The sequence below is a fragment of the Actinoplanes derwentensis genome (assembly GCF_900104725.1).
Lineage (GTDB): Bacteria > Actinomycetota > Actinomycetes > Mycobacteriales > Micromonosporaceae > Actinoplanes > Actinoplanes derwentensis.
This window is the reverse complement of record NZ_LT629758.1, coordinates 8,595,416-8,621,561: the sequence shown is the minus strand read 5'-3', so window position 1 is coordinate 8,621,561 and position 26,146 is coordinate 8,595,416. Positions and strand designations below refer to the sequence as shown.

The following is a 26,146-nucleotide window of genomic DNA, read 5'->3' as shown; positions in this document are numbered from 1 at the left end:
ACTCGTACCGAACTGTGTTACCCCTGGACGTTTTCTGTGAAGCTTTTATCCTGATTTATGGTCGGCAAAGTCACGCGGAACGTGGCTCCACGGCCCGTTTCGGACACAACCTCCACGGAACCTTGGTGCGCCCGCACGATGGCCGCCACGATCGCCAGCCCCAGACCGGTCCCGGTGGCCTCCCGGTCGGTCTTGCGAGTGCGCGCCTCGTCGGCCCGATAGAACCGCTCGAAGACCCGCTCGGACTGCTCCGGACTCAGCCCAGGACCGGTGTCCGATACCTCGACCACAGCGCTGTCCCCCGACCCGGCGAAGAGCCGCACCGTCACCGAGGCCTCCGGCGGGGTGTGCACCAGGGCGTTGGTGACCAGGTTGCCGATCACCTGCCGGAGACGGGCGTCGTCCCCGAACGCCACCAGACGCTCCGGCTCGTCGCGGATCTCCAGCTCCACCGCCCGATCCGGCGCGGTCGCCTGGGCCGCCTGCACCGCGTCCATCGCGAGCACCGGCAACTCGACCGGGGCCAGGGTGAGCGGCCGCTCCCGGTCCAGCCGGGCCAGCAGTAGCAGGTCCTCGACGAGCAGGCCCATCCGGGAGGCCTCGTCCTCGATCCGGCGGACCAGCCGGGCCACCTGCTCCGGATCGGAGACGGCACCCTGCCGGTAGAGCTCGGCGAACCCGCGGATGGTGGTCAGCGGGGTCCGCAGTTCGTGCGAGGCGTCCGCGACGAACTGCCGCATCTTCTGCTCGGACTCCAGGGCCCGCGCCTCGGAGCGCAGAGCCGCGTCGGCGTTGTCCCGAGAGACCTGCTCGGCGGCCCGCGCGGCCTGCTCGGACAGCGCGCGGGCGATGAAGGCCGACTCGATCTGGGCGAGCATCGCGTTCAGCGCGCTGGAGAGCCGGCCCAGCTCGGTGGTGGGCTCGCCCTGCTCCTCCGGGTCGGGCACCCGCTGGCTGAGGTCGCCGGCCGCGATCCGGGCCGCGGTGCGTTCGATCTGCACCAGCGGTACCAGGGTCTGCCGCACCAGGGCGGCACCGACCGTGGCCAGCGCGATCAGCACACCCACCCCGACCAGGAAGTCGACCCAGATCAGCCGGGCGATCGCCGCGTCGACACCGGTCATCATCTGGGCGACGTACAGCACGTCGCCGTTGTCCAGCCGGGCGACCACCATCCGCCAGACGTAGTGCCCGTCCTCGGAGCGGACCGTGTACGGGTCCTGGATGTGCGCGCTGATCTCGTCGATACCGATGTCCAGCTCCGGAAGCTCGTCCGGGGTCAGGACCTTGGTGTCGTACGAATGGGTGCCGACTCCGGACACCGCGGTCCGGGCCACGTAGTAGTCCGGTGGCAGGAAGATCTTGACACGGGCCTGCTCGTTGCTCAGCCGCAGCGCGTCCTGGGCGAACGACTTGAGCTGCGCGTCCATCCGGTCGAGCATGAACTGGTTCAGCGCATAGGTGCTCGACGCGCTGATCAGGGCGAGGGCCGCGAAGACCAGCGCCAGCACCGAGGCGACCAGTTTGGTCCGTAACGAGATCTTGCGCAGGTTGGGCTGGCGGGGAAGCGCTGTGCGCACCCGCTCGGCGATGCTCATGCCCCGGCCTAGACGGCGGGCTTGCGCAGCACGTAACCCACACCGCGGAGCGTGTGGATCAGCCGGGGCTGCACGTTGTCGACCTTGCGGCGCAGGTACGAGATGTAGGACTCGACGATGTTGTCGTCGCCGCGGAAGTCGTACTTCCACACGTGGTCCAGGATCTGCGCCTTGGACAGGACCCGGTTGGCGTTGAGCATCAGATAGCGCAGCAGCTTGAACTCGGTCGGCGAGAGCTGCACCCGGCTGCCGGCCCGGTAGACCTCGTGCGTCTCCTCGTCGAGCTCCAGATCGGCGAAGACCAGCCGGGACGGCTGCTCGTCACCGGCGTTGGTGCGGCGCAGCACGGCCCGGATGCGGGCGGTGAGCTCCTCCAGGCTGAACGGTTTCGTCACGTAGTCGTCGCCGCCCAGGGTCAGGCCGCGGATCTTGTCGTCGGTGCCGTCGCGGGCGGTCAGGAAGACCACCGGCGTCCGCGTCCCGCTCTCGCGCATCAGCCGGATCACCTCGAAGCCGTCCAGATCGGGCAGCATCACGTCGAGGACGACCAGGTCGGGGGTCGCGTTGCGGGCGGCACTGACGGCGGCGCTGCCGCTGGTCGCGGTGGTCACCTCGAACCCGGCGAAACGCAGGCTGGCGGAGAGCAGCTCGAGGATGTTCGCGTCGTCCTCGACGACGAGGAGCTTGGCCTCGCTCTGCTTGGGCTGGGTCTGGGTCACCATGTCGCCCATTCTTTCCCCAGCCGCTGCGGCTTGCCTGCGCACTCGCTGAAAATTTTCTGTGAGCCTGCTCGGTAGTTCACGCGGCCAGGTGATATCCCCCGCCCACCAGGCTGGACTGGGCGGCCCGGGCCAGCACCCGGCGGTCGGCGCCCGGGTCGGGACGCAGCGCGGGGGCCGCAGCCAGGGTCAGGGTCAGGTCGCGGACCCGGGCGACCCGCCGGACCGACTCCCAGAGGGTCTCCTCGGCGAGGAAGGACGCCTCGGCCGAGTCGTAGCCGATCGAAATCGGGACGACCGGAGCGCTCGCGTCGATCGCTGATTGGAACAGAGCGGGACGAAACCGGCCGCTCTCCGGACCGCAGTAGGTCGTACCCTCCGGAAAGACCGCGACCGAACGCCCGGCCCGCAGCGAACCGGCGACCTCCACCACCGTCTCCGGCAGGGACCGCGGCCGGGAACGGTCGATGAAGATCGACCCGATCCGGGCCGCCGCGCTCCCGATACCGGGCCAGTCCCGGACGTCGTGCTTGGCCACCACCCGCACCGGCAGCGCCGCGGCCAGCGCCACCGCGTCCAGCCAGGAGATGTGGTTCGCCACCAGCAGGCTGCCGGGGCGCGGCACGGCACCGCGCCACCGCAGCCGGATCCCGAGGGCCGCGAGGATGCCGCGGGCCAGGGTCCGCGGCGCGGCGCCACGCAGCAGCACCGCCAGGGGCAGACCCACCAGCAGTACGCCCACCAGGCCCACCACCCGCAGCAGCGCCCGAACCGGGGACACCTCGCGGTGGCTCTCCGGGCGGCACCGGTCGTCGCACTCCGAGGCGGGGTGCCACAGCGTGCCCCGCCCGATCGGTCCGCCGGTCATCGCGACGCGCCCAGGAAATGCCGCCGGTACCGCGGGTCCAGCCGATCCATCGAGAACAGCACGTAGAAGTCGGCGCAGTCGAAGTCGGCGTCGTAGGCCGGCTCGCCGCACACCCAGCTACCCAGCCGCAGGTAGCCCTTGAGCAGTGCGGGCACCGCCACCTTCGGGTCGGCCACCAGGCCGTCGGCGGGCACCCACGGCTTGCGCGGCTTGACCCGCAGCGCGGGCGGGGACAGGTGCTTCCCGTTGACCCGGGCGCGCACGCCGGCCGCGAGGGCCCCGCCGTCGCCGAGCGGCACCGAGGCGCAGCCACCGAGCCAGCGCAGGTTGTTGAGGTGCATGTACCGGGCGATGCCGGCCCACATCAGGTTGACCACGGCGCCGGAGCGGTGGTCCGGGTGGACGCAGGAGCGGCCGGTCTCGACCAGGTGGTCCCGCAGTGGGCGCAGCGCGCTCAGGTCGAACTCCGCGTCGGCGTACCGGCGGCCGGCCAGATCGGCGGCGCGCGGCGGCAGCATCCGGTAGGTGCCGACCACTTCGCCGGTCGCGTCGTCGCGAACGATCAGGTGGTCGCAGAAGGCGTCGAACTCGTCGGCGTCGATTCCCTCGGCGGGGCCCGGGAGACGGGCGCCGAGTTCACCGGCGAAGACGTCGTGGCGCAGGCGCTGCGCAGCCTCGACCAGCTTGGGGTCGTCGGCGAGGATCAGGGTGTAGCCGCTGGTCCCGGTGGGTGCGGCGGCGGTCATCAGAACTGCCATGTGATCTGTGTAAGGCTGATTTCTGCCGATGGCGTGTCGCGACAGGTGGCGATGCGTGACCGATTGATGAACGACGTGTGCGAAGGTCGGAGAATGCGCATTCCGGCTCGTTTCAACGGCCCGCCCGGCACCGGTAACGGCGGTTGGTGCGCGGGGGCCTTCGCTCTCGCAGCGGGTGCCCGGACCGGCGGTCCGGCCGTTCAGGTGACGCTGCGGGTGCCCCCTCCGCTGGAGACCCCGCTGCAGTGGCGGAACGGCTCGGTCTTCGCCGCCGAGACCCTGGTCGCCGAGGTCACCGAGGCCCCGGAGGCCGCCGTGGACGTGCCACCGGTCCCGTTCGCCGAGGCGGTCGCCGCGTCCCGTGGTTATCCCGGGTTCAGCCGGCACCCCTTCCCGACGTGTTTCGTCTGCGGCCCGCAGCGGGAGCCCGGTGACGGCCTGCGGATCTTCCCTGGGCCGCTGCCGGGTGACCGGACCGCGGCTCCGTGGACGGTCCCGGCCGACGTCTCGGTGGAGACGATGTGGGCGGCGCTGGACTGCCCGGGTGGCTGGTCGGCGATCGGCTCGTCCGGGCGGGCCTTCGTGCTCGGCCGGATCGCCGCCGAGGTGACCGCGCTGCCGGAGCCGGGCGCCGAGTGCGTGGTGGTCGGCGCACTGTCCGGGACGAGTGGCCGAAAGGCCGTGGTCGGCTCCACCGTGTACGGGCCGGACGGTCACCGGCTCGCGACGGCACGGGCCACCTGGCTCGCGGTGAGTGATTAGTTAGTAATCTCTCACCCTCGCGGCGCGGCCAGCCAACTCGTGGACCCCTCGGCCCCCGTTGTCCACGGGGCGTGGGACGTCCGCTCCGACAGCGCCCATGCACGGCGTAGCCTGGACACCGAATCCTACCCGTCCCGCGCGACGAAGCGGTCACGTGATGACAAAAACGGTGAAAGAGGCGAACGCGGCAGTGTCGACGCAGCAGACTTCGCAGGACAATCCACTCGCGGACTTCGGTCCCAACGAGTGGATCGTCGATGAGATGTACCAGCGCTACCTGGCCGACCCGACCAGTGTCGATCCCGCGTGGCACGACTTCTTCGCCGATTACAAACCGGCGGCTGCGCAGGGCTCGATCGCGACCCCGGACGAGGCCACCGCGGCCAACGCCACCGCGACCGCCGCCAAGGCGGGCACGGACGCACCGGCCGCCGCGACGGTCGCCCCACCGAAACCGGTGACCCCGCCCGCCGCGAAACCGCCGGCGCCGGCCGCGGCCGCCAAGCCCGCAGCCGCCAAGCCCGCGGCGTCGGGCCAGGCCCCGGCCGGTGCCAAGACCGTGGTCCTGCGCGGTGTGGCCGGCAAGATCGTGCAGAACATGGAGGCCTCCCTCCAGGTTCCGACCGCCACGTCGGTGCGCTCGGTCCCGGCGAAACTGATGGTCGACAACCGCATCGTCATCAACAACCACCTCTCCCGGGGGCGGGGCGGCAAGGTCAGCTTCACTCACCTGATCGGCTGGGCCCTGGTGCGCGCGGTCGTCGCACACCCGGAGATGAACAACACCTACGCCGAGATCGACGGCAAGCCCACCCTGGTGCAGCCGGAGCACGTCAACCTCGGCATCGCGATCGACCTGGTCAAGAAGGACGGGTCCCGCACGCTGGTGGTGCCGTCGGTCAAGAACTGCGAGACGCTCGACTTCCGCGGCTTCTGGCAGGCGTATGAGGACATCGTCCGGCGCGCTCGCCGCAACGAGCTGACCATGGACGACTACTCCGGGACCACGATCTCGCTGACCAACCCCGGCGGCATCGGCACGGTGCACTCCATCCCGCGCCTGATGAACGGGCAGAGCGCCATCATCGGCGTCGGTGCCATGGAGTACCCGGCTCCCTACGCCGGGATGAGCGACGAGACCCTCGCCGACCACGGTGTGAGCAAGGTCACCACACTGACCAGCACCTACGACCACCGGGTCATCCAGGGCGCCCAGTCCGGCGAGTTCCTCAAGGTGATGCACGAGCTGCTGCTCGGCAACCACGGCTTCTACGACGAGATCTTCACGTCACTGCGGATCCCGTACGAGCCGGTCCGCTGGGTCCGTGACGTGGCCCGCACCTCCGAGGGGCAGATCGACAAGGCCGCCCGGGTCGTCGAGCTGATCCACGCGTACCGGGTCCGCGGTCACCTGATGGCCGACACCGACCCGCTCGAGTTCACCATCCGCAAGCACCCCGACCTGGACGTCCTCCAGCACGGCCTGACCCTGTGGGACCTGGACCGGACCTTCCCGGTCGGCGGCTTCGGCAACAAGCAGAAGATGAAGCTGCGCGACGTGCTCGGTGTGCTGCGGGACAGCTACTGCCGCCGCATCGGCATCGAGTACATGCACATCCAGGACCCCGAGGAGCGCCGCTGGGTCCAGGAGCGCATCGAGGTCAAGTACACCAAGCCGGACGCCGACGAGCAGAAGCACATCCTGCACCGGCTGAACGCGGGTGAGGCCTTCGAGACCTTCCTGCAGACCAAGTTCGTCGGGCAGAAGCGGTTCTCGCTGGAGGGTGGCGAGTCGCTGATCCCGCTGCTCGACGCGGTCCTGCAGGACTCCGCCGAGGCGGGCCTGGACGAGATGGTGATCGGCATGGCCCACCGCGGCCGGCTGAACGTGCTCACCAACATCGTCGGCAAGCCGTACGAGAAGATCTTCAACGAGTTCGAGGGTCAGATGGACCCGAAGTCGGCCCACGGCTCCGGTGACGTCAAGTACCACCTCGGCCAGAGCGGGAAATACACCACGCCGGACGGCGAGTTCTCCACCACCGTCAGCGTCGTCGCCAACCCGTCCCACCTGGAGGCCGTCGACCCGGTCCTGGAGGGCATCGTCCGGGCCAAGCAGGACCGACTGGACCTGGGCCTGCACGGTTACACGGTGCTGCCGGTGCTGGTGCACGGCGACGCCGCGTTCGCCGGTCAGGGTGTGGTCGCCGAGACGCTGAACCTGTCGCAGCTGCGCGGTTACCGCACCGGCGGCACGATCCACGTGATCGTGAACAACCAGGTCGGCTTCACCACCGCCCCGGAGTACAGCCGGTCCTCGATGTACTCCACCGACGTCGCCCGGATGATCCAGGCGCCGATCTTCCACGTCAACGGCGACGACCCCGAAGCGGTCGTACGGGTGGCGAGGCTCGCGTTCGAGTACCGCCAGGCGTTCAACAAGGACGTCGTGATCGACATGATCTGCTACCGCCGCCGTGGTCACAACGAGGGCGACGACCCGTCGATGACCAACCCGCGGATGTACCAGATCATCGACACCAAGCGCAGCGTGCGCAAGCTCTACACCGAGGAGCTGATCGGCCGCGGTGACATCACCGTGCAGGAGGCCGAGGAGCAGCTGCGCGACTACCAGGGCCGCCTCGAAGAGGTCTTCAAGGCCACCCGGCACACCACCGGCGCCCCGCCCCGGCCGCACATCATCGCCGAGGAGCCGGAGCCCGAGGTCGAATCGGCGATCGACCCGAGCGTGGTCCGGGCCGTCGGCCAGTCGCACGTCGAACTGCCCGAGGGCTTCACCCCGCACAAGCGGGTCCAGCAGCTGCTCGACCGGCGGGCCAAGATGTCCACCGACGGCGGCATCGACTGGGGCTTCGGTGAGCTGATCGCCTTCGGCTCGCTGCTCGCCCAGGGTGTCACGGTCCGGCTGGCCGGCCAGGACTCACGGCGTGGCACGTTCGTCTCCCGGCACGCCTCGATCGTGGACTCCAAGACCGGCAAGGACTTCCTGCCGGTCTCCACGCTGGCCACCGGCAGTGCCCGGTTCTTCGTGCACGACTCGCTGCTCAGTGAGTACGCCGCGATGGGCTTCGAGTACGGCTACTCGGTGGAGAACCCGGACGCGCTGGTCCTCTGGGAGGCCCAGTTCGGCGACTTCGTCAACGGCGCCCAGACCGTCGTCGACGAGTTCATCTCCTCCGGCGAGGCGAAGTGGGGCCAGCAGTCGTCGCTGGTGCTGCTGCTCCCGCACGGTATGGAGGGCCAGGGGCCGGACCACTCGTCGGGCCGCCCGGAGCGGTTCCTGCAGCTCTGCGCGCAGGACAACATGCGGGTGGCGAACCCGACCACTCCGGCGAACTACTTCCACCTGCTGCGCCGTCAGGCCCTGTCCAGCAAGCGCAAGCCGCTGGTGGTCTTCTCGCCGAAGTCGCTGCTGCGCCACAAGCTGGCGGTGTCCCAGGTGAACGACTTCACCCAGGGCGCGTTCCAGCCGGTGATCGGCGACGCCGGGGTCAACGGCCAGCCGCTGGACGCCGGTTCGGTGAAGCGGGTGCTGCTCTGCTCCGGCAAGGTCTACTACGACCTGTTCCAGGCCCGGGCCGAGCGCGGCATCACCGACACCGCGATCATCCGGATGGAGCAGATCTACCCGCAGCCCGTCGAGGAGCTGAAGGCGATCCTGGCGCAGTACCCGAACGCCGAGGACTTCGCCTGGGTCCAGGAGGAACCGGCCAACCAGGGTGCCTGGTCGTTCGTGGCGCTCAACCTGCTGGAGCACCTGGAGGGTGTCCGCCTGCGGCGGATCTCCCGCCCGGCCGCGGCCGCTCCGGCGGTCGGCTCGGCCAAGATGCACGACGCCGAGCAGGCCGCACTGATCGAGGCCTCGCTGCCGCGCCCGTGACACGCTGATCAAGAGGGGCCGCTCCGGAAACTCGGAGCGGCCCCTCTTACCATCCAGGCATGTACTTCACCGATCGTGGTATCGAGGAACTGGTTCAGCGCCGTGGCGAGGAGACCGTCACGCTGGAGTGGCTCGGCGAGCAGTTGCGTACCTTCGTCGACATGCACCCGGAGTTCGAGACCCCGATCGAGCGTCTCGCCACCTGGCTGGCCCGCGACGACGAGGACGACGAATAGCCCCGTGATGCTGGTCATCCGGTAGTCGGGACTTTCGACCCGGTTTCCCGGGTTGTCGGCCGGTAGGTTGAATCCCGTGGCACGCAGCGTCTACGTAGCGGGCTTGGGCCCGTCCGTCGGTAAGGGGACAGTGGCTCTCGGCATCGTCGAGCTCCTCTCCCGTCAGGTAGCCAAGGTGGCCGTCTTCCGGCCCCTGGTCTCAGGCAACGGGAAGGACCACTTACTCGCCGTCCTCCGCGAGCGATACCCCGGACCGGTCGAAGCCGAGGAGTCCTTCGGCACGACCCTCGCCGAGGCCGGGGCCTTGGTCGCCGACGGCCGCCGCGAGGAGCTGATCGGCCGGATCGTGGAGCGTTACCGCGCTGTCGAGCGCCGCAGCAGCGCGGTGGTGGTGATCGGCAGCGACTTCAGCGACAAACCCGGCGAGGGGCACGACGAGCTGCCCCGGGAGCTGGCCTTCAACGCCCGGCTCGCGACCGAGTTCGGCAGTGTCGTGATCCCGGTGATCAGCGGCGAGGGACGGACCGGCGAGTCGCTGGCGGCGACGGCGCGCAGTGCGTACCACTCGCTGGCCGACCTGAACGCGACGGTCGTCGCGGTGATCGCCAACCGGGTCCCAGGACCGGCGATGACATGCGCGCCCGACGGGCTGCCGGTGCCGTTCTGGGCTGTTCCGGAGGTGCCGGCGATCGCCGCACCCACGGTCGGCGAGGTGGCCACCGCGCTGGACGCCACGGTGGTCTCCGGGGCGGCCGGTGCGCTGGACCGGGACGTGCTCGACTACGTGGTCGGCGCCGGGCACGTGCCGACCGTGCTGGGCGCCCTGACCGACGGGGCGCTGCTGATCACCGCGGGGGACCGGGCCGATCTGCTGGTGGCCGCCAGCGCGGCGCACGCCGCCGGCAACGTCACGCTGGCCGGCCTGGTGCTCACCCTCGGCGAACCGGCCGACGCGCGCGCGGTCCGCGTCATCGAGCGCCTCAACACCGGCCTGGCCATGCTGGTCACCAAGTCGGACAGCTATCACACGATCTCGGCCGCCGACCGGATCGAGGCGCAGCTCAGCACCCCGCGCAAGATCGAGGCGGCGCTCGGCGTCTTCGAGGAGAACGTCGACTCCGCCGAGTTGTCGCGGCTGCTCGACGTGTCCCGGTCCAGCCGGGTGACGCCGCTGATGTTCGAGAACGACCTGATCGACCGGGCCCGCGCCGACCGCCGTCATCTGGTGCTGCCGGAGGGCAGCGAGGAGCGCATCCTGCGGGCCACCGAGACACTGCTGCGGCGGGGTGTGGCCGACCTGACCCTGCTCGGCGACCCGGACGAGATCAACCGCCGGGCGCGGGAGATCGGGGTGGAGATCAGCGGTGCCCGTCTGGTCGACCCGTACCGCAGCGAGCTGCGGGAACGGTTCGCGGCCCGCTATGCGGAGATCCGCAAGCACCGCGGAGTGACACTCGATCTGGCGTACGACGTGGTGAGTGACGTGAACTACTTCGGCACCCTGATGGTCTCCGAGGGTCTCGCCGACGGCATGGTCTCCGGGGCCACCCACACCACTGCCGCGACGATCCGCCCGGCCTTCGAGATCATCAAGACGGTGCCCGGTCTGACCGTCGCGTCCAGTGTGTTCTTCATGCTGCTCGCCGACCGGGTGCTGGTCTACGGCGACTGCGCGGTCAATCCGGACCCGGACGCCGCCCAGCTCGCCGACATCGCACTCTCGTCGGCGCAGACCGCCGCCGCGTTCGGCATCGAGCCGCGCGTCGCGATGCTCTCCTACTCCACCGGCAGTTCCGGTTCCGGCGCCGATGTGGACAAGGTCGCCGCGGCCACCGCCCTGGTCCGTGAGCGGCGGCCGGACCTGCCGGTCGAGGGCCCGATCCAGTACGACGCGGCGATCGACCCGGCCGTGGCCGCCGCGAAACTGCCCGGCAGCGAGGTCGCCGGAAAAGCCACCGTCTTCGTGTTCCCGGACCTGAACACGGGCAACAACACCTACAAAGCGGTCCAGCGGTCGGCGAACGCGGTCGCGGTCGGCCCGGTGATGCAGGGTCTCCGGCGGCCGGTCAACGACCTGTCCCGCGGCGCGACGGTGAAGGACATCGTGAACACGGTCGCCATCACGGCGATCCAGGCGGGAGCGCAATGACTCGGGTACTCGTACTGAACAGTGGTTCTTCGTCCTTGCGGTATCGCCTTTTCGACGGGGCCGAAGTCCGAGCCAAGGGCCTGGTCCAGCGGATCGGCGAGTCCGGCGGTGACGCGGCCGACCACGGTGCGGCATTGCGGCGGCTGATGGACGAACTGGACCTGACCGGGCTGGCCGCGGTCGGGCACCGGGTCGTGCACGGCGGCGAGCGGTTCACCTCCGCCACCATCGTCGACGACGGCGTGCTGTCCGCGATCGAGGAGCTGATCCCGCTCGCGCCGTTGCACAACCCGGCCGCGGTCACCGGGTTGCGGGTGGCTCGCGAGCTGCTGCCCGACGTACCGCAAGTGGCGGTCTTCGACACCTCGTTCCACGCGACCATCCCGCCGGAGGGTGCGCTCTGGGCGATCGACCGGCAGGTGGCCGCCAAGTGGGGGCTCCGGCGCTACGGGTTCCACGGGACCTCACACGCGTACGTCTCGCGGGAGACCGCCCGGATCCTGGGCAAGCCGGTGACCGAGACCAATGTGATCACGCTGCACCTGGGCAACGGGGCCAGCGCGGCCGCTGTGCAGGGGGGCCGGAGCGTGGCCACCTCGATGGGCCTGACCCCGCTGCCGGGTCTGGTCATGGGCACCCGATCGGGTGACGTCGACCCGAGCCTGATCTTCCACCTGCACCGGGTGGCCGGGATGCCCCTCGACGAGATCGAGGACCTGCTCACTCGTCGCTCCGGGCTGCTGGGACTGGCCGGGGACAACGATCTGCGGTCGGTGCAGGACCGGTTCGAGGCCGGCGAGCCGGAGGCGACACTCGCGTTCGAGATCTACTGTCGCCGGATCCGTGAGTACACCGGGTCCTACCTGGCCGTGCTCGGCCGGGTGGACGCGATCACCTTCACCGGCGGGGCCGGGGAGAAATCCCGGCTGATCCGGGCGACGGCACTCGACGGTCTGGAGGCTCTCGGGATCGCGATCGACCCGGAGCGCAACGCGCGCAACGAGACGACCATCTCGCCGGAGGGCTCCCCGATCACCGTGTGTGTGGTGCCGACCGAGGAGGAACTGGAGATCGCGTCGGAGGCCCGGAAAGCGATCGGGGCGTCAGAGAGCTAACCAGGCCAGCAGGGCGATCACCGCGAGCGCTGCGACACCACCGATCACGAAGAACGGAACCTTGGACGGCGCCGCGGAGTCGGGCGCCGTCCGGGTGAAGGCCCGGAACGCCTCGGTGTTGCCACTGGGGTCGACGTGGTTGTCAGACATGGGTGAGACCCTAGCCAAACACGTCAAGGATGGCGATGAGCTGCACCTGTTCGGCGGAACCGGGTGTGATATCGGCTACCCGTCGCTGACAGGTAACTCTGATCTTCAGCGGGCACAATGACCGCGTGTTACGTCGTCGTTCGTTCCTCTCCCTGGCCGCTCTCGCGGGCCTCGCCGCCTGCTCCACCACCGAGATCACGCCGCCGCCCAGCTCCGCCGCACCTGTCCCGGAGCAGTCCAGCAGCGTGCAGACCCGGGAGTTGGAGTTCAACCGCGGCGGGGATCGCGCACTGCCGACAAAGGTGTGGCTGCCCTCCGGCACCGGCCCGTTTCCACTGATCTATTTCAGTCACGGGCTCACTTCACAGCCCGACGACTACGCCGAGCTGCTGAGCTTCTGGGCCTCAGCCGGGTTCGTGGTGGCCGGCCCGAAATACCCGCACACCTGGAACCAGGCACCGAAGTACGACGCCGACGACGTGGTGAACCAGCCCGCCGACGCCCAGTTCGTGATCACCGAGCTGCTGACCGCACTGTCCGGCACGATCGACCCGCAGCGGATCGCCGCGGCCGGGCACTCGGCCGGGGCGATCACCACGGTCGGGCTGTTCAGCGGCAGCCGGGACGAGCGGCTCAAAGCCGGGGTGCTGATCTCCGGTCGGCAGATGCCCCAGCCGGCACCGTTCTCCGGGACCGCGGCGCCGCTGCTGTTCGTGCAGGGCAAACTGGACGAGACGGTCACTTACGAGCAGGCGTACGGGACGTACAACGAGGTCACCTGGCCCAAGGGCTTCCTGGAGATCCCGCAGGGCACCCACTTGCCGTACCGGGACCAGCCACAGGTGGTGGCCGAGACCACCACCGACTTCTGGCGCTGGGTCTTCAACAACGACGATGCCGCCAAGGGCCGGATGCCCGCCGACGCGTCAGCGACCAACGCCGCGCAGTTGACCAGTACTTTCTAGAACTCCGGGGTCTTTCCAGAGTCCCGGGGTCTCTCTAGAACTCGATAACGATCTTGCCGAAGACGTCGCCGGCGGCCAGCCGGGCGAAAGCGTCGGTGATCCCGTCGAAGGCGAACGTCGAGTCGATCACCGGGCGCACAGTTCCGGCGGCGATCAGGTCGAGCAGGGCGGCCAGCTCGTCCGGCGTACCCATGCTGCTGCCCAGGATCTCCAGCTGCATGGCGAAGACCCGGCGCAGGTCCACCTCGGCCCGATGCCCGGCGGTCGCGCCGCAGACCACGATCCGGGCGCCGGGGGCCGAACACTTCATCGAATGGTCGAAGGTGGGCGCCCCGACCGACTCGATCACGATGTCGACGCGCTCGGGCAGCCGGGCGCCCGGTTCCACGGCGGTGGCACCCAGCTCGGCGATCCGCTCGCGTTTCCCGGGGTCGCGGCTGGTGGCGTACACCCGCTTGCCCAACGAGACCGCGAGCGCGACCGCCGCCGTCGCGACACCGCCGCCCGCGCCCTGGACCAGTACCGATGAGGCCTCCGCGAGCCGGCCGCGGGTCACCAGCATGTGGTACGCGGTGAGCCAGGCCGTCGGCAGGCAGGCCGCCTCGGCGAAGGACACTCCGGCCGGTTTGCGGATCAGATTGCTCCGGGGTGCCGCCAGCCGCTCGGCCAGAGTGCCCGGATACCGCTCGGAGAAGAGCGAGAAGCCCCGCGGGTCGGCCTTGTCCTCCACCACCGGGTAGACGACGACCTCGTTACCGTCCGGGTCCACCCCGGCGGCGTCACAGCCCAGGATCATCGGCAGACGGTCGGCGGGCAGACCGACGCCGCGCAGTGACCAGATGTCGTGGTGGTTGAGGGAGGCCGCCCGCACGTCGACGGGCACCCATCCGTCCGGGACGACGAGCGGCAACTCCCCCAGGGTCAGGCCGGTGAGCGGCTCGTCCGGATCGAGGGCGGAAGCATAGGCGGCACGCATCACCCGACCTTAGCGACCGTTAACGCATCACGCGCCCTTGCTTTCGCCCTCGCCCGCTCGCCTCCGCCTGCCCTCGCTGCGTGGCCCGCTCAGCCCTCGCCGGCCTTCGCCCTAGTGCGGCGCGGCGACGGCCTCAGGCAGCTGGTGCCGCGGCCACCGCTGGAACGGCCGTGGTGTGGGCCGGGGCGGCGGCGAGCCGGGCGACGCCGTCCTCGATGGCGGCGGCGGCCACCGCGGCGGCGACCGCCGGGGCGACCCGCGGGTCCAGCGGCGACGGCACGATCGCGTCCGGCCGGAGGTCGTCGGCGACGATCGCGGCGATCGCGTCGGCGGCGGCCACCTTCATCCGGTCGGTGATCGTGCCGGCCCGGACGTCGAGTGTCCCGCGGAAGATGCCGGGGAACGCCAGCACGTTGTTGATCTGGTTGGGGAAGTCACTGCGTCCGGTGGCGACGATCGCGGCGTACTTGTGGGCGACCGTCGGGTGGACCTCGGGGGTCGGGTTGGCCAGCGCGAAGATGATCGCGCCCGGTGCCATGCCGGCCACCGCCTCCTCCGGGATGCTGCCGCCGGAGACACCGATGAGCACGTCGGCGCCGATCAGGGCCTCGGCGATGCCGCCGGTACGACCGGAGAGGTTCGTGGTCGCCCCGATCTGCGCCTTCATCCCGCTCAGGTCACCGCGCTCGGCGTGGATGATGCCGCGCGAGTCGACGACGATCATGTTGGCGCCCTCGACACCCGCCGCGATCAGGGTCCGGGTGATCGCCACCCCGGCCGCACCGGCACCGCTGACGACCACCCGCAGGGCACCGAAGTCGCGGCCGAGCAGTCTGGCGGCGTTCCGCAGGGCGGCGAGCGTGACCACGGCGGTGCCGTGCTGGTCGTCGTGGAAGACCGGGATGTCGAGTTCGGCGTCGAGACGGCGCTCGATCTCGAAGCAGCGCGGCGCGCTGATGTCCTCCAGGTTGATCCCGCCGAACGACGGCGCCATCGCCTTGACCGTGGCGATGATGGCCTCGACGTCCTGAGTGTCCAGCACGATCGGGATCGAGTCGACCCCGCCGAACTGCTTGAACAGGACCGACTTGCCCTCCATCACCGGCATCGCGGCCCTGGGCCCGATGTTGCCGAGCCCGAGAACGGCCGAGCCGTCGGTGATCACGGCGACCGTGTTGGCGGTCCAGGTGTAGTCGGGGTAGAGCGACTCGTCCTCGGCGATGGCCTCACAGACCCGCGCCACGCCCGGCGTGTAGGCCAGGGAGAGATCGTCCTTGCTGGCCAGCGGAACGGTCGCGCTCATCGTCATCTTGCCCCGGCGATGCAGGTCGAAGACGGGGTCGGCGGCGAGGGCGGGGTCGAGTTCGAAACTGAAGAAAGACACGGTGAAACTCCACACTGCATCGACATTGATACGTGGCACCTGCTGAAATCCCGGTCGCGAGTATGCGCCAGAACCACGGTGCGATGCGGGGATCACCCGGTACAACCACCACCAGCGCGGGTGTGCGCTGGGGATCAGAGGACCCTAACGTACCCGGAACGGTCTCGGGTAGTAGCGAAATATCACACGCCCGATGACGTCGGCAACGCCGTGAGCACGGGAATCGTCCGTCACGAACTCGTTGTCACCGACCAGCCACCACCCGCCGTCACGTCGCTCGACCGCACGCTTGACGACCAGCAGACCGGGGCGGCTCCGGAATTCCGCGACCACGATGTCCCCGCTCCTTACCGGTCCGCCGTGACGCACGATCAACGCGTCACCGGCTCGCAGTGCGGGAACCATCGAGGGACCGTGTACGAGTGCGGTGAACAGTGGCAATTGCCATCTCACGGCATCAAGCCTCCATCGCGTTACGTCCGGGATGTAAGGGGTAGGGTCTTTCTCGGATCATCGCAAACTCTTTGGAGGAGTCCTGATGCGACTTCCGCGTTTCCTCACCCCGCGCACCGTGGTCAGTGCCCACTGCGACCTGCCGTGCGGCGTCTACGACCCGGCCCAGGCCCGGATCGAGGCCGAGTCGGTCAAGGCGATCGCCGAGAAGTACCAGGGGAACACCGACCCCGAGTTCCGTACCCGCGCCATCCTCATCAAGGAGCAGCGCGCCGAACTGGTCAAGCACCACCTCTGGGTGCTCTGGACCGACTACTTCAAGGCCCCGCACTTCGAGAAGTACCCGCACCTGCACCAGCTCTTCAACGAGGCCACCAAACTCGCCGGCGCCGCCGGAGCCAAGGGCCAGGTCGACCCGGCGGTCGCCGACCAGCTCCTTGGCAAGATCGAGGAGATCTCCAAGATCTTCTGGGAGACCAAGCAGGCCTGAGCCTCGCGGATTCACTCGACGGCCGGCCGCCCTATGGTGGTCGGCTGTCGCGTTTTCTCCGGTTTGTGGAAAACAGGCGGTGACCGGGTGGTCCCGTAGCGTCCTTCAGCCGCTACAGTCTCTCCATCGGGAGGAGGGGGACCGGGTGACACAGGTGACGGATACCGAGCCGGACGTCGGAGACGACGTCGTACTGCTGACGGTGCCGGCCGACGGCGGATACTTGGGCGTCCTCCGGACGGCCACGGCGGGCTTGGCTGCCCGTCTGCACTTTGCCCTCGACGAGATCGAGGATCTGCGCATCGCCGTCGACGAGGCGTGCGCCATGCTGCTGGCGATCGCCACCCGCAACGCGGAGCTGGAGTGCCGGTTCGCGGTGACCGAGGACGCGCTCACCGTCGAGGTGACGGTCGCCACGGTCCGCGGGGCGAAACTACCGTCCGAGTCGTCGTTCGCGTGGAAAGTGCTGACGGCTCTCACGACATCCGCCGAGGCTCAGGCAAACGGTCGCTATGCGACGATCCGCCTGCTCACCCGGCGTACCGACTTTTAGTTCCTGAAGTTTCAGCGCACCGTCTCGGCGATGTAATCGAGGTGGGCCGCCGCCGCACGCCGTGCGCCCTCAGCGTCGCCGTCGGTGAGGCAGGCGAGGATCGCCCGATGATCCGCGTCGATGCGCACCCAGTAACCCTCGGGTAGGTCCCCGATCACCTCTTCGCCGTAACTGACCTGGTAGAGCGGCCGCCCCACCAGTTCGAAAAGCGGGTTCCCGGTCGCTTTCGCCATCGCGCGATGGAAGGCCGAATGCGCGGCCATCATCGTGTCGAAGTCGTCGATCGCCGGATCGAAGAGCGCGCTGCGCAGTTCGAGCAGATGCGAGTCGTCCCGGCGGAGCGCGGCCAGCCCGGCGGCCGGCACCTCCAGCGCTCGGCGCAGTTCGAGCAGGTCGGCAAACCCGACAGCGGCCGAGTGGGTGAGTAGGGCGAAGCCCGTCGAGAGACTGTCCGCCAACTGTGTGGCGTCCGGGTGGGCGACGAAACTACCGCCGGTGACACCTCTCGTCGTGACGATGAGGTGCTGGCTGGCGAGCAGGCGAAGAGCCTCACGCACCGTGCTCCGGCTGACGCCGATCTTGACGCACAGTTCAGGTTCGGGTGGGAGACGCTCGCCAGGTTGCAGTCGCCCTGACGTGATCTCCGCACGCAACTCGTCAGCGAGCTGTTGATATGCGGGTGGGCGCACCGTTGAGCCGGTCACCCGTTCAGGTTAGGCCCTGATCCGCTAGCCAGGACCCGCTAATCGACGCCCAACGCTCGACTACTCGGCGGAACCAGCACCAGAGCCGCCGTCACCGCGCCCAGGATCAGCAGCCCGACCCCGGCCCAGAGCGTGCCGTACTGCACCAGGAAACCGCCGGTGGCCAGCACGAACAGCTGAACGACCACGGCCGGCCCGCGCGCCCGGACGGAACGGCGGCCGAGGGCGCGCGCGACCAGCAGGACCGAAGCCGCAGCGAGGGCGGACATCACGGTGAGCGAGGCGGCGATCGCGATGACCACGTCGTCGCGGGTCAGATCAAGGACGATCAGGTACGCGGTGAGCACAGCGAGCCCGGCGCCCTGCAGGTAGAGGAGCCGGACCCCCCAGTCGAGGGGCGCGGCACTGATGGTCATGGACTTCTCACCGGTCACTGCTGCACCTTACCCATACCCTGAGCACACCCCTCCGGATACAGTGCCGCGCATGCGAGCGTTGCTGGTGGTCAATCCCCGGGCGACGGCGACCAGTGAGCACAGCCGGGACGTTCTGGTACGGGCGTTGAGCGGCACGGTGGATCTGACGGTGCGGCACACCGAACGACGCGGTCACGCTACGACGTTGGCTCGCGACGCGGCGGAGAGCGGTGTCGATGTGGTCGTTACGCTCGGTGGTGACGGCACCGTCAACGAGGCGGTCAACGGCCTGCTCACCGCATCGTCCGCGGTCAGTGACCGGCCCGGTCCGCTCGCCGGTCGACTGCCGGCCCTGGCCGTGGTGCCCGGCGGCTCCACCAACGTCTTCGCCCGCGCTCTCGGCCTGCCTCGCGATGCGACGGACGGGACCGGCGTGATCCTGGACCGGCTGCGCGACGGCCGCCACCGGGTGATCGGTCTCGGTCGCGCCGACGACCGCTGGTTCACCTTCACCGCCGGGCTCGGCTGGGACGCCGCGACGATCCGCCGGGTCGAACAGGCCCGGCGACGGGGCCGCACCTCGACACCGGCTCTCTACCTGCGGGCGATGTCCGGACAGTTCCTCACCGGCGCCGGCCGGAAGAATCCGCCGCTCACGCTGGAGCGCCCGGGTGAGACTCCGGACACCGGGCTCAGCACCGTGATCGTGCAGAACACCGCGCCCTGGACGTACCTGGGCGACCGCCCTGTCCATTTGAATCCGGACGCCTCGTTCGATCTCGGGCTGGATGTCACCGCACTTCGGAGGCTGACCATTCCGCGCAGTGCGCGGACCGTGACAGAACTCGCGTGGCAGGCCGGTGATCCGCGAGGTAAACAGGTGTTGCGCCGGCATGACGTCGCGGAGTTCACGGTGGTGGCCTCCCGGCCCCAGCCCTTCCAGCTGGACGGCGACTACCTAGGGGAACGGCAGAAGGTGCACTTTGTGTCCGTCCCCTCAGCCTTACGTGTGGTCTGCTGACTTCGGGGTAGGTGTACCGGACAGGCGCTCACGATCCGTTACAGAAACCCGGGTAAAAGGTCGGCGAAGTGGGCGAGACCGTACTACATTGATGGGAGCGTTCGTCAACCGGCTCCGCCGGGAGCGGCAGAACCGGACATATGGGTGCGTGAGCCAGCTCACCCACCGGGAGAAACTTCCGGCGCTACCCTTGACATCGCGTGAGTTCGTGAAAGCATTCACAAGCGATAAGAAGTAACCGGTTGCTGCTTGTGCGCGTTCCTAATACAGAAGCGCGGAAGAGCCACCAAACACAAAAGCTTGCTGACGCATCGGTGATCGTACGGGTACAAGCCGTCGCCAACGACTGCGCTCGCATATAGGTAAACAGCACTGTTTTCATTACCCCATCCGAAACAAGGAGTTTGCCGCCATGGACTGGCGTCACGATGCGATCTGCCGCGACGAGGACCCCGAGCTGTTCTTCCCGATCGGGACGAGTGGGCCGGCGCTCCTGCAGGTCGAGCAGGCCAAGGCCGTGTGCCGGCGGTGCCCGGTGACCGAGGGATGCCTTTCGTGGGCACTCGATTCCGGGCAGGACGCCGGCGTATGGGGCGGGATGAGCGAAGATGAACGCCGCGCGGTCAAGCGTCGCGGTGGCCTTCGAGTCGGCGCTCCCACCGCCTGAAATCAATCCCCCACACAGCATTTGCGCCCCGGGCCGGTCGGCACGGGGCGTCTTGCTGTTTGCGGTCACTCACCCTGCGTTCTCATTCCACAGTGCGCTAATACGATCACGGTACGTTTAACCGGATCGCCGAAATGATCTCGAAATTCTGATCAAGCCGCTTTGCGTCGCCACTCCGGCACACTCCGCATTGGACGATCACGATTCACTCTCTCGCATTGCCGATTCGTCGCACAAAGCAGAGTGATCAACACCCAGAGTGACGGCGGCGCCGACCTCTCAGCAACCTCTACCGACATTGGCAGCCATCTCTCAGCAAGCCGGCCTCTACGGCCCACTGAGCCCGCCGAGGCCGCCACCCCACACCAGGGTGGCCCCAGTGCCCGCCAACCGCACACAGTGGATCTCCAGGGCCCAAACGCCGACCTGAGGCAAAGCCCCTGCGGTCCCACGGCCTGTCCCAGCCCCAGCCCCAGTCCTCGGCCCATCACACCAGTCCCGGCATGGCCAGAGGTGCCAGACAGGCGTGCCAGACGGGCGTGCCAAGTTGCGGTTTGATCCGCCCCCTACTCACCGCCGGGCGCGGCAGGACAGGGTGCCGCGCTGTGGTCGATCCGCACCCCCACTCGACACGCCAAGTCGGCCCCGGCCGGCCGGGGCGGCCAACGGGCAAGTGAAAACAGGCATGGTGAGTTGCGGTTCGATCTGCAGCCCGACATGGCTCACCTTGCTGGGCTGAGCGGCCCAGCGGCGGACCTACCGCAGGAGAACGGGGCTACCGCGAGGCGGCGAGCGCGGGGCGGTGGGGTCAGGCCGCAACGGCTAGGGGGCGGCTCAGGACCGGTTCGGCGCGTGAGACCACCAGGCGTACCAGCTCTGGGGCGTCGCCGAGAGGTTCGGCGACCGCGACCGCACCGGCGGAAATGGCGGCGGCAATCGCCGCGTCGTAGAGCAGACCCGGTGCCAGGAAGTAGGCGGCTACCCCGATTCGCCGGGCTCCGGCTTCACGCAGACGGGTGACTGCCTCGTCGGCCCGGGCTCCGGGCCCGGACGCGTAGGAGACCGCTGACGGTAGCCCCAGAAGCCGCCCCAGAGCGACGGCCGCGTCGGCGACGGTCCCGCGAGCGGCATCATCCCGGGTACCGGCAGCGGCGAGCACGACGGCGTCCAGCCCGGCCAAGGGCGGCCGGCAGTCAGAAGCGGCGGCGTCGAGCCCACCCGCGAACAGCCGGCAGCCCTGATCGGCCACGGACAACCGATCCCCGGGCACGGACAACCGATGCCCTGGCTCAGTGCCGAACAGCAGCGAGTCAGGATCGACCACGGACGACCGGTGGCCGGGAGAAGCCTCCGGCGAATCGAGGGCGGGCCCGGAGGGACGGTAGGTGGGGAGGGCTGTGGTCAGGCGGCGGTTGAGGGCGGCCAGCAGCAGCGGGGAGGCCGGGCCGAGTACGTCGGTGGCGGTCACCGTGAGGGGCAGCGTGGCGGCGTCGCGGATGACCGCGGGCAGGTCGACGCGGCCGTGGTAGGCGGCGGTCAGCAGGAGTGGCACGAGTACGGCGCGGGGGCCGGGCACCGCGGCCAGCACGTCGAACGGCCGGGGCCCGTCATGGTCCAGGTAGGACGCCCGCACCCGCCACTCGGGCCGGGCCCGCTGAACGGCCCGGGCCAGCAGTGCGGTGGACGCCGCGGCCCGCGGGTCCCGGCTGCCGTGGGCCACCAGGACCACGGCCGGCCGGTGATCGGGGGTCATCAGGACCACGGCCGGCGGTGATCGGGGGTCAGACGTGCAGACCGCATTCGGTCTTCTCGAACATCGCCCAGCGGCCGGCGCGCGGGTCTTCGCCGGCCTTGGTACGGCGGGTGCACGGCCAGCAGCCGATCGACCCGTACCCCTTCTTGAACAGTTCGTTGACCGGCACGTTCCACCGGCTGATGTAGGCGTTGACGTCGTCCTCGGTCCAGGCGGCGATCGGGTTGACCTTCACCTTGCCCTTTTTCGCGTCGAACGCGACGACCGGCGTGTTGGCGCGGGTCGGGGATTCGTCGCGGCGCAGGCCGGTGGCCCAGGAGTCGTATTCGGCGAGAGCGCGTTCCAGCGGCTCGACCTTGCGCAGGAAGCAGCACTCGTCGGGGGCGCGGGCGAAGAGGCGGGGGCCGTGTTCGCCGTCCTGCTGGCCGACGGTGAGCCGGGGCCGGACCGAGCGGACGTTGACGTTCATCGTACGGATGACGATGTCTTTGACTTTGAGGGTTTCCGGGAAGTGCAGGCCGGTGTCGAGGAAGACGACGTCGACGCCGGGTGAGACCCGGGAGAACAGGTGGGCGACGACGGCGTCGGCCATCGAACTGGTGACGCAGAACCGGGAGCCGAAGGTGTCGGTCGCCCACTTGGCGATCTCCTCGGCGGGCGCGCCCTCCAGAGCCACGGCGGCGGCGTCGGCGAGTTCCTTCAACTCGGCGGGCTTCCGGCGCGAGGAATCCGTGGGTTCACCGAGGTTGACCAGGCTCAGGCCGGAGGCGTTGAGGAGACTCATTTGGTAACTCCCTTGGACAGAAGACCGACGAACTTGATCGAGAAGACGCGGGCGCAGGAGTGGCACTCCCACGCGCCGTGTGATGCCTCGTTGGGACGCAGGTCCTCGTCGCCGCAGTACGGGCAGTACATCGGGGCCTGTCGTTCGCTCATTTCAGGAGCTCCTCATCGGCCCGGAGCACCCAGTTCGAGAAGGTCTCGTCAGTGGAGCGGCCGTCGAGGTAGTTCCGGGCCACGCGTTCCACGTACTCGGGAAGCTCGTCGGCGGTGGCTTTGAGGCCGCGAAGCTTGCGCCCGAAGCCGGCCGTCTCGCCCTTGGCCATGCCGAGGGCGCCACCGAGGTGGATCTGGAAGCCTTCGACCTGCTCGCCCTGCTTGTTCATGACGAGCTGGCCCTTGAGGCCGATGTCGGCGACCTGGGTGCGGGCACACGCGTTGGGGCAGCCGTTGATGTGGATGGAGAGGTCGGCGTCGAAGTCCTTGAGCCGGTCCTCGAGCCGGGCCACCAGCGCCTCGCCGCGCGCCTTGGTCTCGACGATGGCGAGTTTGCAGTACTCGATGCCGGTGCAGGCCATCGTGCCGCGGCGGAAGGCCGACGGCCGGGCTTCCAGCCCGATGGCCCGGAGGCCGGTGATGAACGGTTCCACCTGGTCGTCGGCGATGTCCAAGACCAGGAGCTTCTGGTACGCGGTGAGACGCACCCGCTCCGACCCGTGCGACTCGACCAGATCGGCGAGCTTGGTGAGCTGAGTCCCGGAAGTGCGGCCGACGACCGGAGCGGCGCCGATGTAGTTGCGGCCGTCCCGCTGTTTGTGCACGCCGATGTGGTCGAGCGGCTTCTCCGGAAGCTCCGGTGCGGGACCGTCGAGCAGGGCGCGGCCGAGGTATTCCTTCTCCAGGATCTCCCGGAACTTCGCCACTCCCCAGTCGGCGAGCAGGAACTTCAGGCGGGCGCGGTGCCGCAGCCGGCGGTATCCGTAGTCGCGGAAGATGCCGACGACGCCCTCCCAGACGTCCGGGATCTCGTCGAGCGGCACCCAGACGCCGAGGCGTTCGGCCAGGCGCGGGTTGGTGGAGAGGCCGCCGCCGACCCAGAGGTCGAAACCGGGACCGTGGTCGGGATGCACGACGCCGACCAGGGAGATGTCGTTGGCCTGGTAGGGACCGTCCGGCAGCCAGGAGATGACCGACTTGAACTTGCGGGGCAGGTTCGAGTACTGGGGGTCACCCACATAACGTTTGACGATCTCGTCGATGGCCGGTGTCGCGTCGATGACCTCGTCGACCGAAACCCCGGCGACCGGGCTGCCCAGCACGACCCGGGGGCAGTCACCGCAGGCCTCGGTGGTCTGCAGGCCGACCGCTTCGAGGCGCCGCCAGATCTCCGGCACGTCCTCGACCCGGATCCAGTGGAGCTGGATGTTCTGCCGGTCGGTGATGTCGGCGCTGTCCCGGCCGAACTCGGTGGAGATCTCGGCGATGACGCGCAGCTGTGCCAGGTTCAGCGAGCCGGCGTCGCAGCGGACCCGGAGCATGAAGAACTCGTCTTCGAGCTCCTCCGGCTCCAGCACCGCGGTCCGGCCGCCGTCGATCCCGGCTTTGCGCTGGGTGTAGAGCCCCCACCAGCGGAACCGGCCACGCAGGTCGGCGGGGTCGATCGAGGAGAAACCACCGTGGGCGTAGATGTTCTCGATCCGGGCCCGGACGTTGAGCGGGTTGTCGTCCTTCTTGCTGCGCTCGTTGGGGTTGAGCGGCTCGCGGTGTCCGAGCGCCCACTGACCCTCGCCGCGCGCCTTGCGAGGGCGGGCGGCGGGCCTTGCAGCGGGAGTGTTGCTGGGCGCCATGTCGGCGATCCTCCGGGTCTTCGTGGGCACCCGGATCGCTCACGGCCCCTGGGAGGCTCGTGACATCTGTGTCAGGAGTTGGGCCCGGCGGTCGAGCACCCGAAATGGATTTCGGGCGTCGTCAGGAAGCCGGACACATGGCGCTGCGGACACGGCCGTAGTCCACGTGGCGGCGTGCCACGAGGCGGCGGTCAACTGCAGCGGTCATGTCGGCAAGCCTCTCACGCCCGGCGATTCTGGGCCAGCGCGGTCCAGATTTCGGGAGTGTGCCGTGTTACACAAAGCCAACGTGTTGTAACAGTTGACCCCTAAGCTCCACCGTCACCGCGCGCCGAGCGGCACCACCAGGACCGCCTCGGTGCCGCCGCCGGCCCGGTTGCGCAGTTCGATGCTGCCGCGCAGCTCCCCGGTCGCCAGCGCCCGCACGATCTGCAGACCGAGACGCTTGCCACCCTCGGCTTTGAAGCCCTCCGGCAGGCCCCGGCCGTTGTCGGCGACGGTGACGTGCAACTGCTTGCGGAACCGGTGCGCGGAGACCACCACCTCGCCGGGGCTGTCCGGCACCACCGGCTCGTCGTCGTCGTCGGGCGCCGGGAAACCGTGCTCCACCGCGTTGATCAACAGCTCGTTGAGCACCATCACCAGGGATGTCGCGATCTCGGCCGGCAGCACGCCGAAGGTGCCCTCGCGGCGCATCCGCACCGGATAGCTGGTGGCGGCGACCTCGGTGGCGGCGGTGGCGACCCGGTCCACGATGCCGTCGAACTCGACCGCCTCGTCACTGGACATCGACAAGGTCTCGTGGACGAGGGCTATCGACGCGACCCGGCGCACCGACTCCTCCAGCGCCATCCGCGCCTCCGGGGCGTCCACCCGGCGGGCCTGCAGGCGCAGCAGCGCCGCGACGGTCTGCAGATTGTTCTTCACCCGGTGGTGGATCTCCCGGATGGTGGCGTCCTTGGTCATCAGCGCGCGCTCCCGGCGGCGCACCTCGGTCACGTCCCGGACCAGCACCAGGGCGCCGATCGGCACACCGGCCGGCAGCAGCGGCAGCGCCCGGCTGAGCACCGTCGCGCCGCGTGCCTCGACCTCCATCCGGGCTGGGAACTCGCCGCGCAGCGAGGAGAGGATCCGCTCGGCGGCGTCGTTGCCCTCCAACGGGTCGCCGGACAGGCGGCTGGACAGTTTCGCCAGTTCCTCGCCGACCAGGTGGGCGTTGAACCCGAGACGCCGGTACGCCGATTGGGCGTTGGGGCTGGCGTAGGTGACCTTGCCCGACGCGTCGAGACGGATCAGACCGTCGCCGACCCGGGGCGCCGAAGTGATCTCCCCCGGGTGCCGCGGCGGCGGGAACGTGCCGTCGGCGACCATCTGCGCCAGGTCGTCGGCGGTGGTCAGATAGTTGAGCTCCAGCTGGCTCGGCGTGCGCGCGGTGCTCAGGTTGGTATCCCGGCCGATCACCGCGATCACCTCGCTGAAGCCCTCCTCCACGTCGGTCTCGTCGCGGCGGCGCACCGGGATGGCCTCGTGGCGGGCGGGGGTGTCCCCATACCAAACCGGATCGCCCTCCCGCCAGATCCGCTCCTGGGTGATGGCCACCTCGAGATGTGCCACCTCCGGCCCGCCGACTATCTTGCCGACCTGGTCGTCCTGGTAGGCCGTGGGCGCGGTGACCGGCCGCACCTGGGCCACACAGAGGAACTCGCGGGGTTTCCGCGGCTCCCCCTTGATCGGGACCCAGAGCAGTAGGTCGGCGAAGGACAGATCGGACAACAACAGCCAGTCGCCGGCGAGCCGGTGCAGGTGGTCGATGTCGCCGGCGTTGAGGGTGGTGTGCTCCTCGACGAGATCACGCAGCGTGGACACGAGCCCAGCTTATTT

At 69.3% G+C, this 26,146-nt stretch carries 25 protein-coding genes; 10 read left to right on the top strand and 15 right to left on the bottom strand.

Going from position 1 to position 26,146, the window contains the following annotated elements; translation table 11 throughout:
* Positions 1-17: 17 nt before the first annotated feature.
* From BLU81_RS38525 to BLU81_RS38510, 4 genes are all read right to left on the bottom strand, one after another.
* Entirely contained in the window at positions 18-1,598 is a 1,581-nt protein-coding gene (locus BLU81_RS38525; protein ID WP_092552925.1) for a sensor histidine kinase, read from the bottom strand.
* An 8-nt stretch (positions 1,599-1,606) separates the two neighbouring features.
* The gene (locus BLU81_RS38520; protein ID WP_092558250.1) at positions 1,607-2,320 is read right to left on the bottom strand and encodes a response regulator transcription factor; all 714 of its coding nucleotides are present in this window, start codon (positions 2,318-2,320) and stop codon (positions 1,607-1,609) included.
* Between the two features lie 76 nt (positions 2,321-2,396).
* On the bottom strand, positions 2,397-3,185 hold the full coding sequence (locus tag BLU81_RS38515; protein ID WP_092552922.1) for a lysophospholipid acyltransferase family protein: 789 nt from the start codon (positions 3,183-3,185) through the stop codon (positions 2,397-2,399).
* Positions 3,182-3,943: a GNAT family N-acetyltransferase gene (locus BLU81_RS38510; protein WP_092552919.1), complete on the bottom strand. Its 762-nt coding sequence runs from the start codon at positions 3,941-3,943 to the stop codon at positions 3,182-3,184. Before BLU81_RS38510 ends, BLU81_RS38515 begins: the two co-directional genes overlap by 4 nt.
* Positions 3,944-4,036: 93 nt before the next feature.
* Here BLU81_RS38510 and BLU81_RS38505 point away from each other — a divergent pair, with 93 nt between their 5' ends.
* The 5 genes from BLU81_RS38505 to BLU81_RS38485 all read left to right on the top strand — a co-directional run bounded on the left by BLU81_RS38505 (position 4,037) and on the right by BLU81_RS38485 (position 12,106).
* Positions 4,037-4,705: a hypothetical protein gene (locus tag BLU81_RS38505; protein ID WP_092552916.1), complete on the top strand. Its 669-nt coding sequence runs from the start codon at positions 4,037-4,039 to the stop codon at positions 4,703-4,705.
* Positions 4,706-4,895: 190 nt separating this feature from the next.
* Complete coding sequence (locus tag BLU81_RS38500; protein WP_092552913.1) at positions 4,896-8,606, top strand: multifunctional oxoglutarate decarboxylase/oxoglutarate dehydrogenase thiamine pyrophosphate-binding subunit/dihydrolipoyllysine-residue succinyltransferase subunit; 3,711 nt, start codon at positions 4,896-4,898, stop codon at positions 8,604-8,606.
* Positions 8,607-8,665: 59 nt separating this feature from the next.
* On the top strand, positions 8,666-8,842 hold the full coding sequence (locus tag BLU81_RS49365) for a DUF6104 family protein (protein ID WP_092552910.1): 177 nt from the start codon (positions 8,666-8,668) through the stop codon (positions 8,840-8,842).
* A 67-nt stretch (positions 8,843-8,909) separates the two neighbouring features.
* Positions 8,910-10,991, top strand: coding sequence for a phosphate acetyltransferase (gene pta / locus BLU81_RS38490; RefSeq protein WP_172890704.1), 2,082 nt, complete (start codon positions 8,910-8,912; stop codon positions 10,989-10,991).
* Complete coding sequence (locus BLU81_RS38485) at positions 10,988-12,106, top strand: acetate/propionate family kinase (RefSeq protein WP_092552904.1); 1,119 nt, start codon at positions 10,988-10,990, stop codon at positions 12,104-12,106. The genes pta and BLU81_RS38485 overlap by 4 nt, the downstream gene beginning before the upstream one ends.
* On the opposite strand, the gene BLU81_RS49360 is transcribed toward BLU81_RS38485, so the two are convergent.
* Positions 12,095-12,256 carry a hypothetical protein gene (locus BLU81_RS49360; protein ID WP_172890703.1) on the bottom strand — a complete coding sequence of 54 codons (162 nt, stop codon included), beginning with the start codon at positions 12,254-12,256 and terminating at the stop codon, positions 12,095-12,097. The two genes, BLU81_RS38485 and BLU81_RS49360, sit on opposite strands and share 12 nt — an antisense overlap.
* 125 nt (positions 12,257-12,381) lie before the next feature.
* Between BLU81_RS49360 and BLU81_RS38480 the strand changes: the two genes are divergently transcribed.
* Positions 12,382-13,221: an alpha/beta hydrolase family protein gene (locus BLU81_RS38480; RefSeq protein WP_157751977.1), complete on the top strand. Its 840-nt coding sequence runs from the start codon at positions 12,382-12,384 to the stop codon at positions 13,219-13,221.
* A 34-nt stretch (positions 13,222-13,255) separates the two neighbouring features.
* Here BLU81_RS38480 and BLU81_RS38475 read toward each other — a convergent pair whose 3' ends face one another.
* The 3 genes from BLU81_RS38475 to BLU81_RS38465 all read right to left on the bottom strand — a co-directional run bounded on the left by BLU81_RS38475 (position 13,256) and on the right by BLU81_RS38465 (position 16,034).
* Positions 13,256-14,197 carry a zinc-binding dehydrogenase gene (locus BLU81_RS38475; RefSeq protein WP_092552898.1) on the bottom strand — a complete coding sequence of 314 codons (942 nt, stop codon included), beginning with the start codon at positions 14,195-14,197 and terminating at the stop codon, positions 13,256-13,258.
* 133 nt (positions 14,198-14,330) lie between these two features.
* Positions 14,331-15,581, bottom strand: a complete 1,251-nt coding sequence (locus BLU81_RS38470) for an NAD(P)-dependent malic enzyme (protein WP_092558248.1) — start codon at positions 15,579-15,581, stop codon at positions 14,331-14,333.
* Between the two features lie 144 nt (positions 15,582-15,725).
* A complete protein-coding gene (locus BLU81_RS38465) occupies positions 15,726-16,034 on the bottom strand; it encodes a S26 family signal peptidase (RefSeq protein ID WP_231953717.1) in 309 nt (102 codons plus the stop codon).
* 85 nt (positions 16,035-16,119) lie between these two features.
* Between BLU81_RS38465 and sodN the strand changes: the two genes are divergently transcribed.
* Both sodN and BLU81_RS38455 read left to right on the top strand, forming a co-directional pair.
* Positions 16,120-16,524 (top strand): superoxide dismutase, Ni, encoded by a 405-nt coding sequence (gene sodN / locus BLU81_RS38460; protein ID WP_092552895.1) that lies wholly within the window; start codon positions 16,120-16,122, stop codon positions 16,522-16,524.
* Between the two features lie 154 nt (positions 16,525-16,678).
* Complete coding sequence (locus tag BLU81_RS38455; protein ID WP_373873368.1) at positions 16,679-17,077, top strand: ATP-binding protein; 399 nt, start codon at positions 16,679-16,681, stop codon at positions 17,075-17,077.
* Between the two features lie 11 nt (positions 17,078-17,088).
* On the opposite strand, the gene BLU81_RS38450 is transcribed toward BLU81_RS38455, so the two are convergent.
* Positions 17,089-17,781 carry a FadR/GntR family transcriptional regulator gene (locus tag BLU81_RS38450; RefSeq protein ID WP_092552889.1) on the bottom strand — a complete coding sequence of 231 codons (693 nt, stop codon included), beginning with the start codon at positions 17,779-17,781 and terminating at the stop codon, positions 17,089-17,091.
* 38 nt (positions 17,782-17,819) lie between these two features.
* Positions 17,820-18,215 (bottom strand): hypothetical protein, encoded by a 396-nt coding sequence (locus BLU81_RS38445; protein WP_231953716.1) that lies wholly within the window; start codon positions 18,213-18,215, stop codon positions 17,820-17,822.
* A gap of 52 nt (positions 18,216-18,267) precedes the next feature.
* Between BLU81_RS38445 and BLU81_RS38440 the strand changes: the two genes are divergently transcribed.
* Together BLU81_RS38440 and BLU81_RS38435 are read left to right on the top strand one after the other, a co-directional pair.
* Positions 18,268-19,218, top strand: coding sequence for a diacylglycerol/lipid kinase family protein (locus BLU81_RS38440; protein WP_092552886.1), 951 nt, complete (start codon positions 18,268-18,270; stop codon positions 19,216-19,218).
* 412 nt (positions 19,219-19,630) lie between these two features.
* Positions 19,631-19,885, top strand: coding sequence for a WhiB family transcriptional regulator (locus tag BLU81_RS38435; protein ID WP_092552883.1), 255 nt, complete (start codon positions 19,631-19,633; stop codon positions 19,883-19,885).
* Positions 19,886-20,693: 808 nt separating this feature from the next.
* Here BLU81_RS38435 and BLU81_RS38430 read toward each other — a convergent pair.
* The 5 genes from BLU81_RS38430 to BLU81_RS38415 form a co-directional block, all read right to left on the bottom strand.
* Positions 20,694-21,638, bottom strand: a complete 945-nt coding sequence (locus BLU81_RS38430) for a sirohydrochlorin chelatase (protein ID WP_092558242.1) — start codon at positions 21,636-21,638, stop codon at positions 20,694-20,696.
* A 28-nt stretch (positions 21,639-21,666) separates the two neighbouring features.
* A complete protein-coding gene (locus tag BLU81_RS38425; RefSeq protein WP_092552880.1) occupies positions 21,667-22,422 on the bottom strand; it encodes a phosphoadenylyl-sulfate reductase in 756 nt (251 codons plus the stop codon).
* Positions 22,419-22,574 (bottom strand): hypothetical protein, encoded by a 156-nt coding sequence (locus BLU81_RS49355; RefSeq protein ID WP_172890702.1) that lies wholly within the window; start codon positions 22,572-22,574, stop codon positions 22,419-22,421. Before BLU81_RS49355 ends, BLU81_RS38425 begins: the two co-directional genes overlap by 4 nt.
* A complete protein-coding gene (locus BLU81_RS38420) occupies positions 22,571-24,265 on the bottom strand; it encodes a nitrite/sulfite reductase (protein WP_092558240.1) in 1,695 nt (564 codons plus the stop codon). The genes BLU81_RS49355 and BLU81_RS38420 overlap by 4 nt, the downstream gene beginning before the upstream one ends.
* A gap of 321 nt (positions 24,266-24,586) precedes the next feature.
* Positions 24,587-26,131 carry a sensor histidine kinase gene (locus BLU81_RS38415; RefSeq protein WP_092552878.1) on the bottom strand — a complete coding sequence of 515 codons (1,545 nt, stop codon included), beginning with the start codon at positions 26,129-26,131 and terminating at the stop codon, positions 24,587-24,589.
* Between the last annotated feature and the right edge of the window lie 15 nt (positions 26,132-26,146).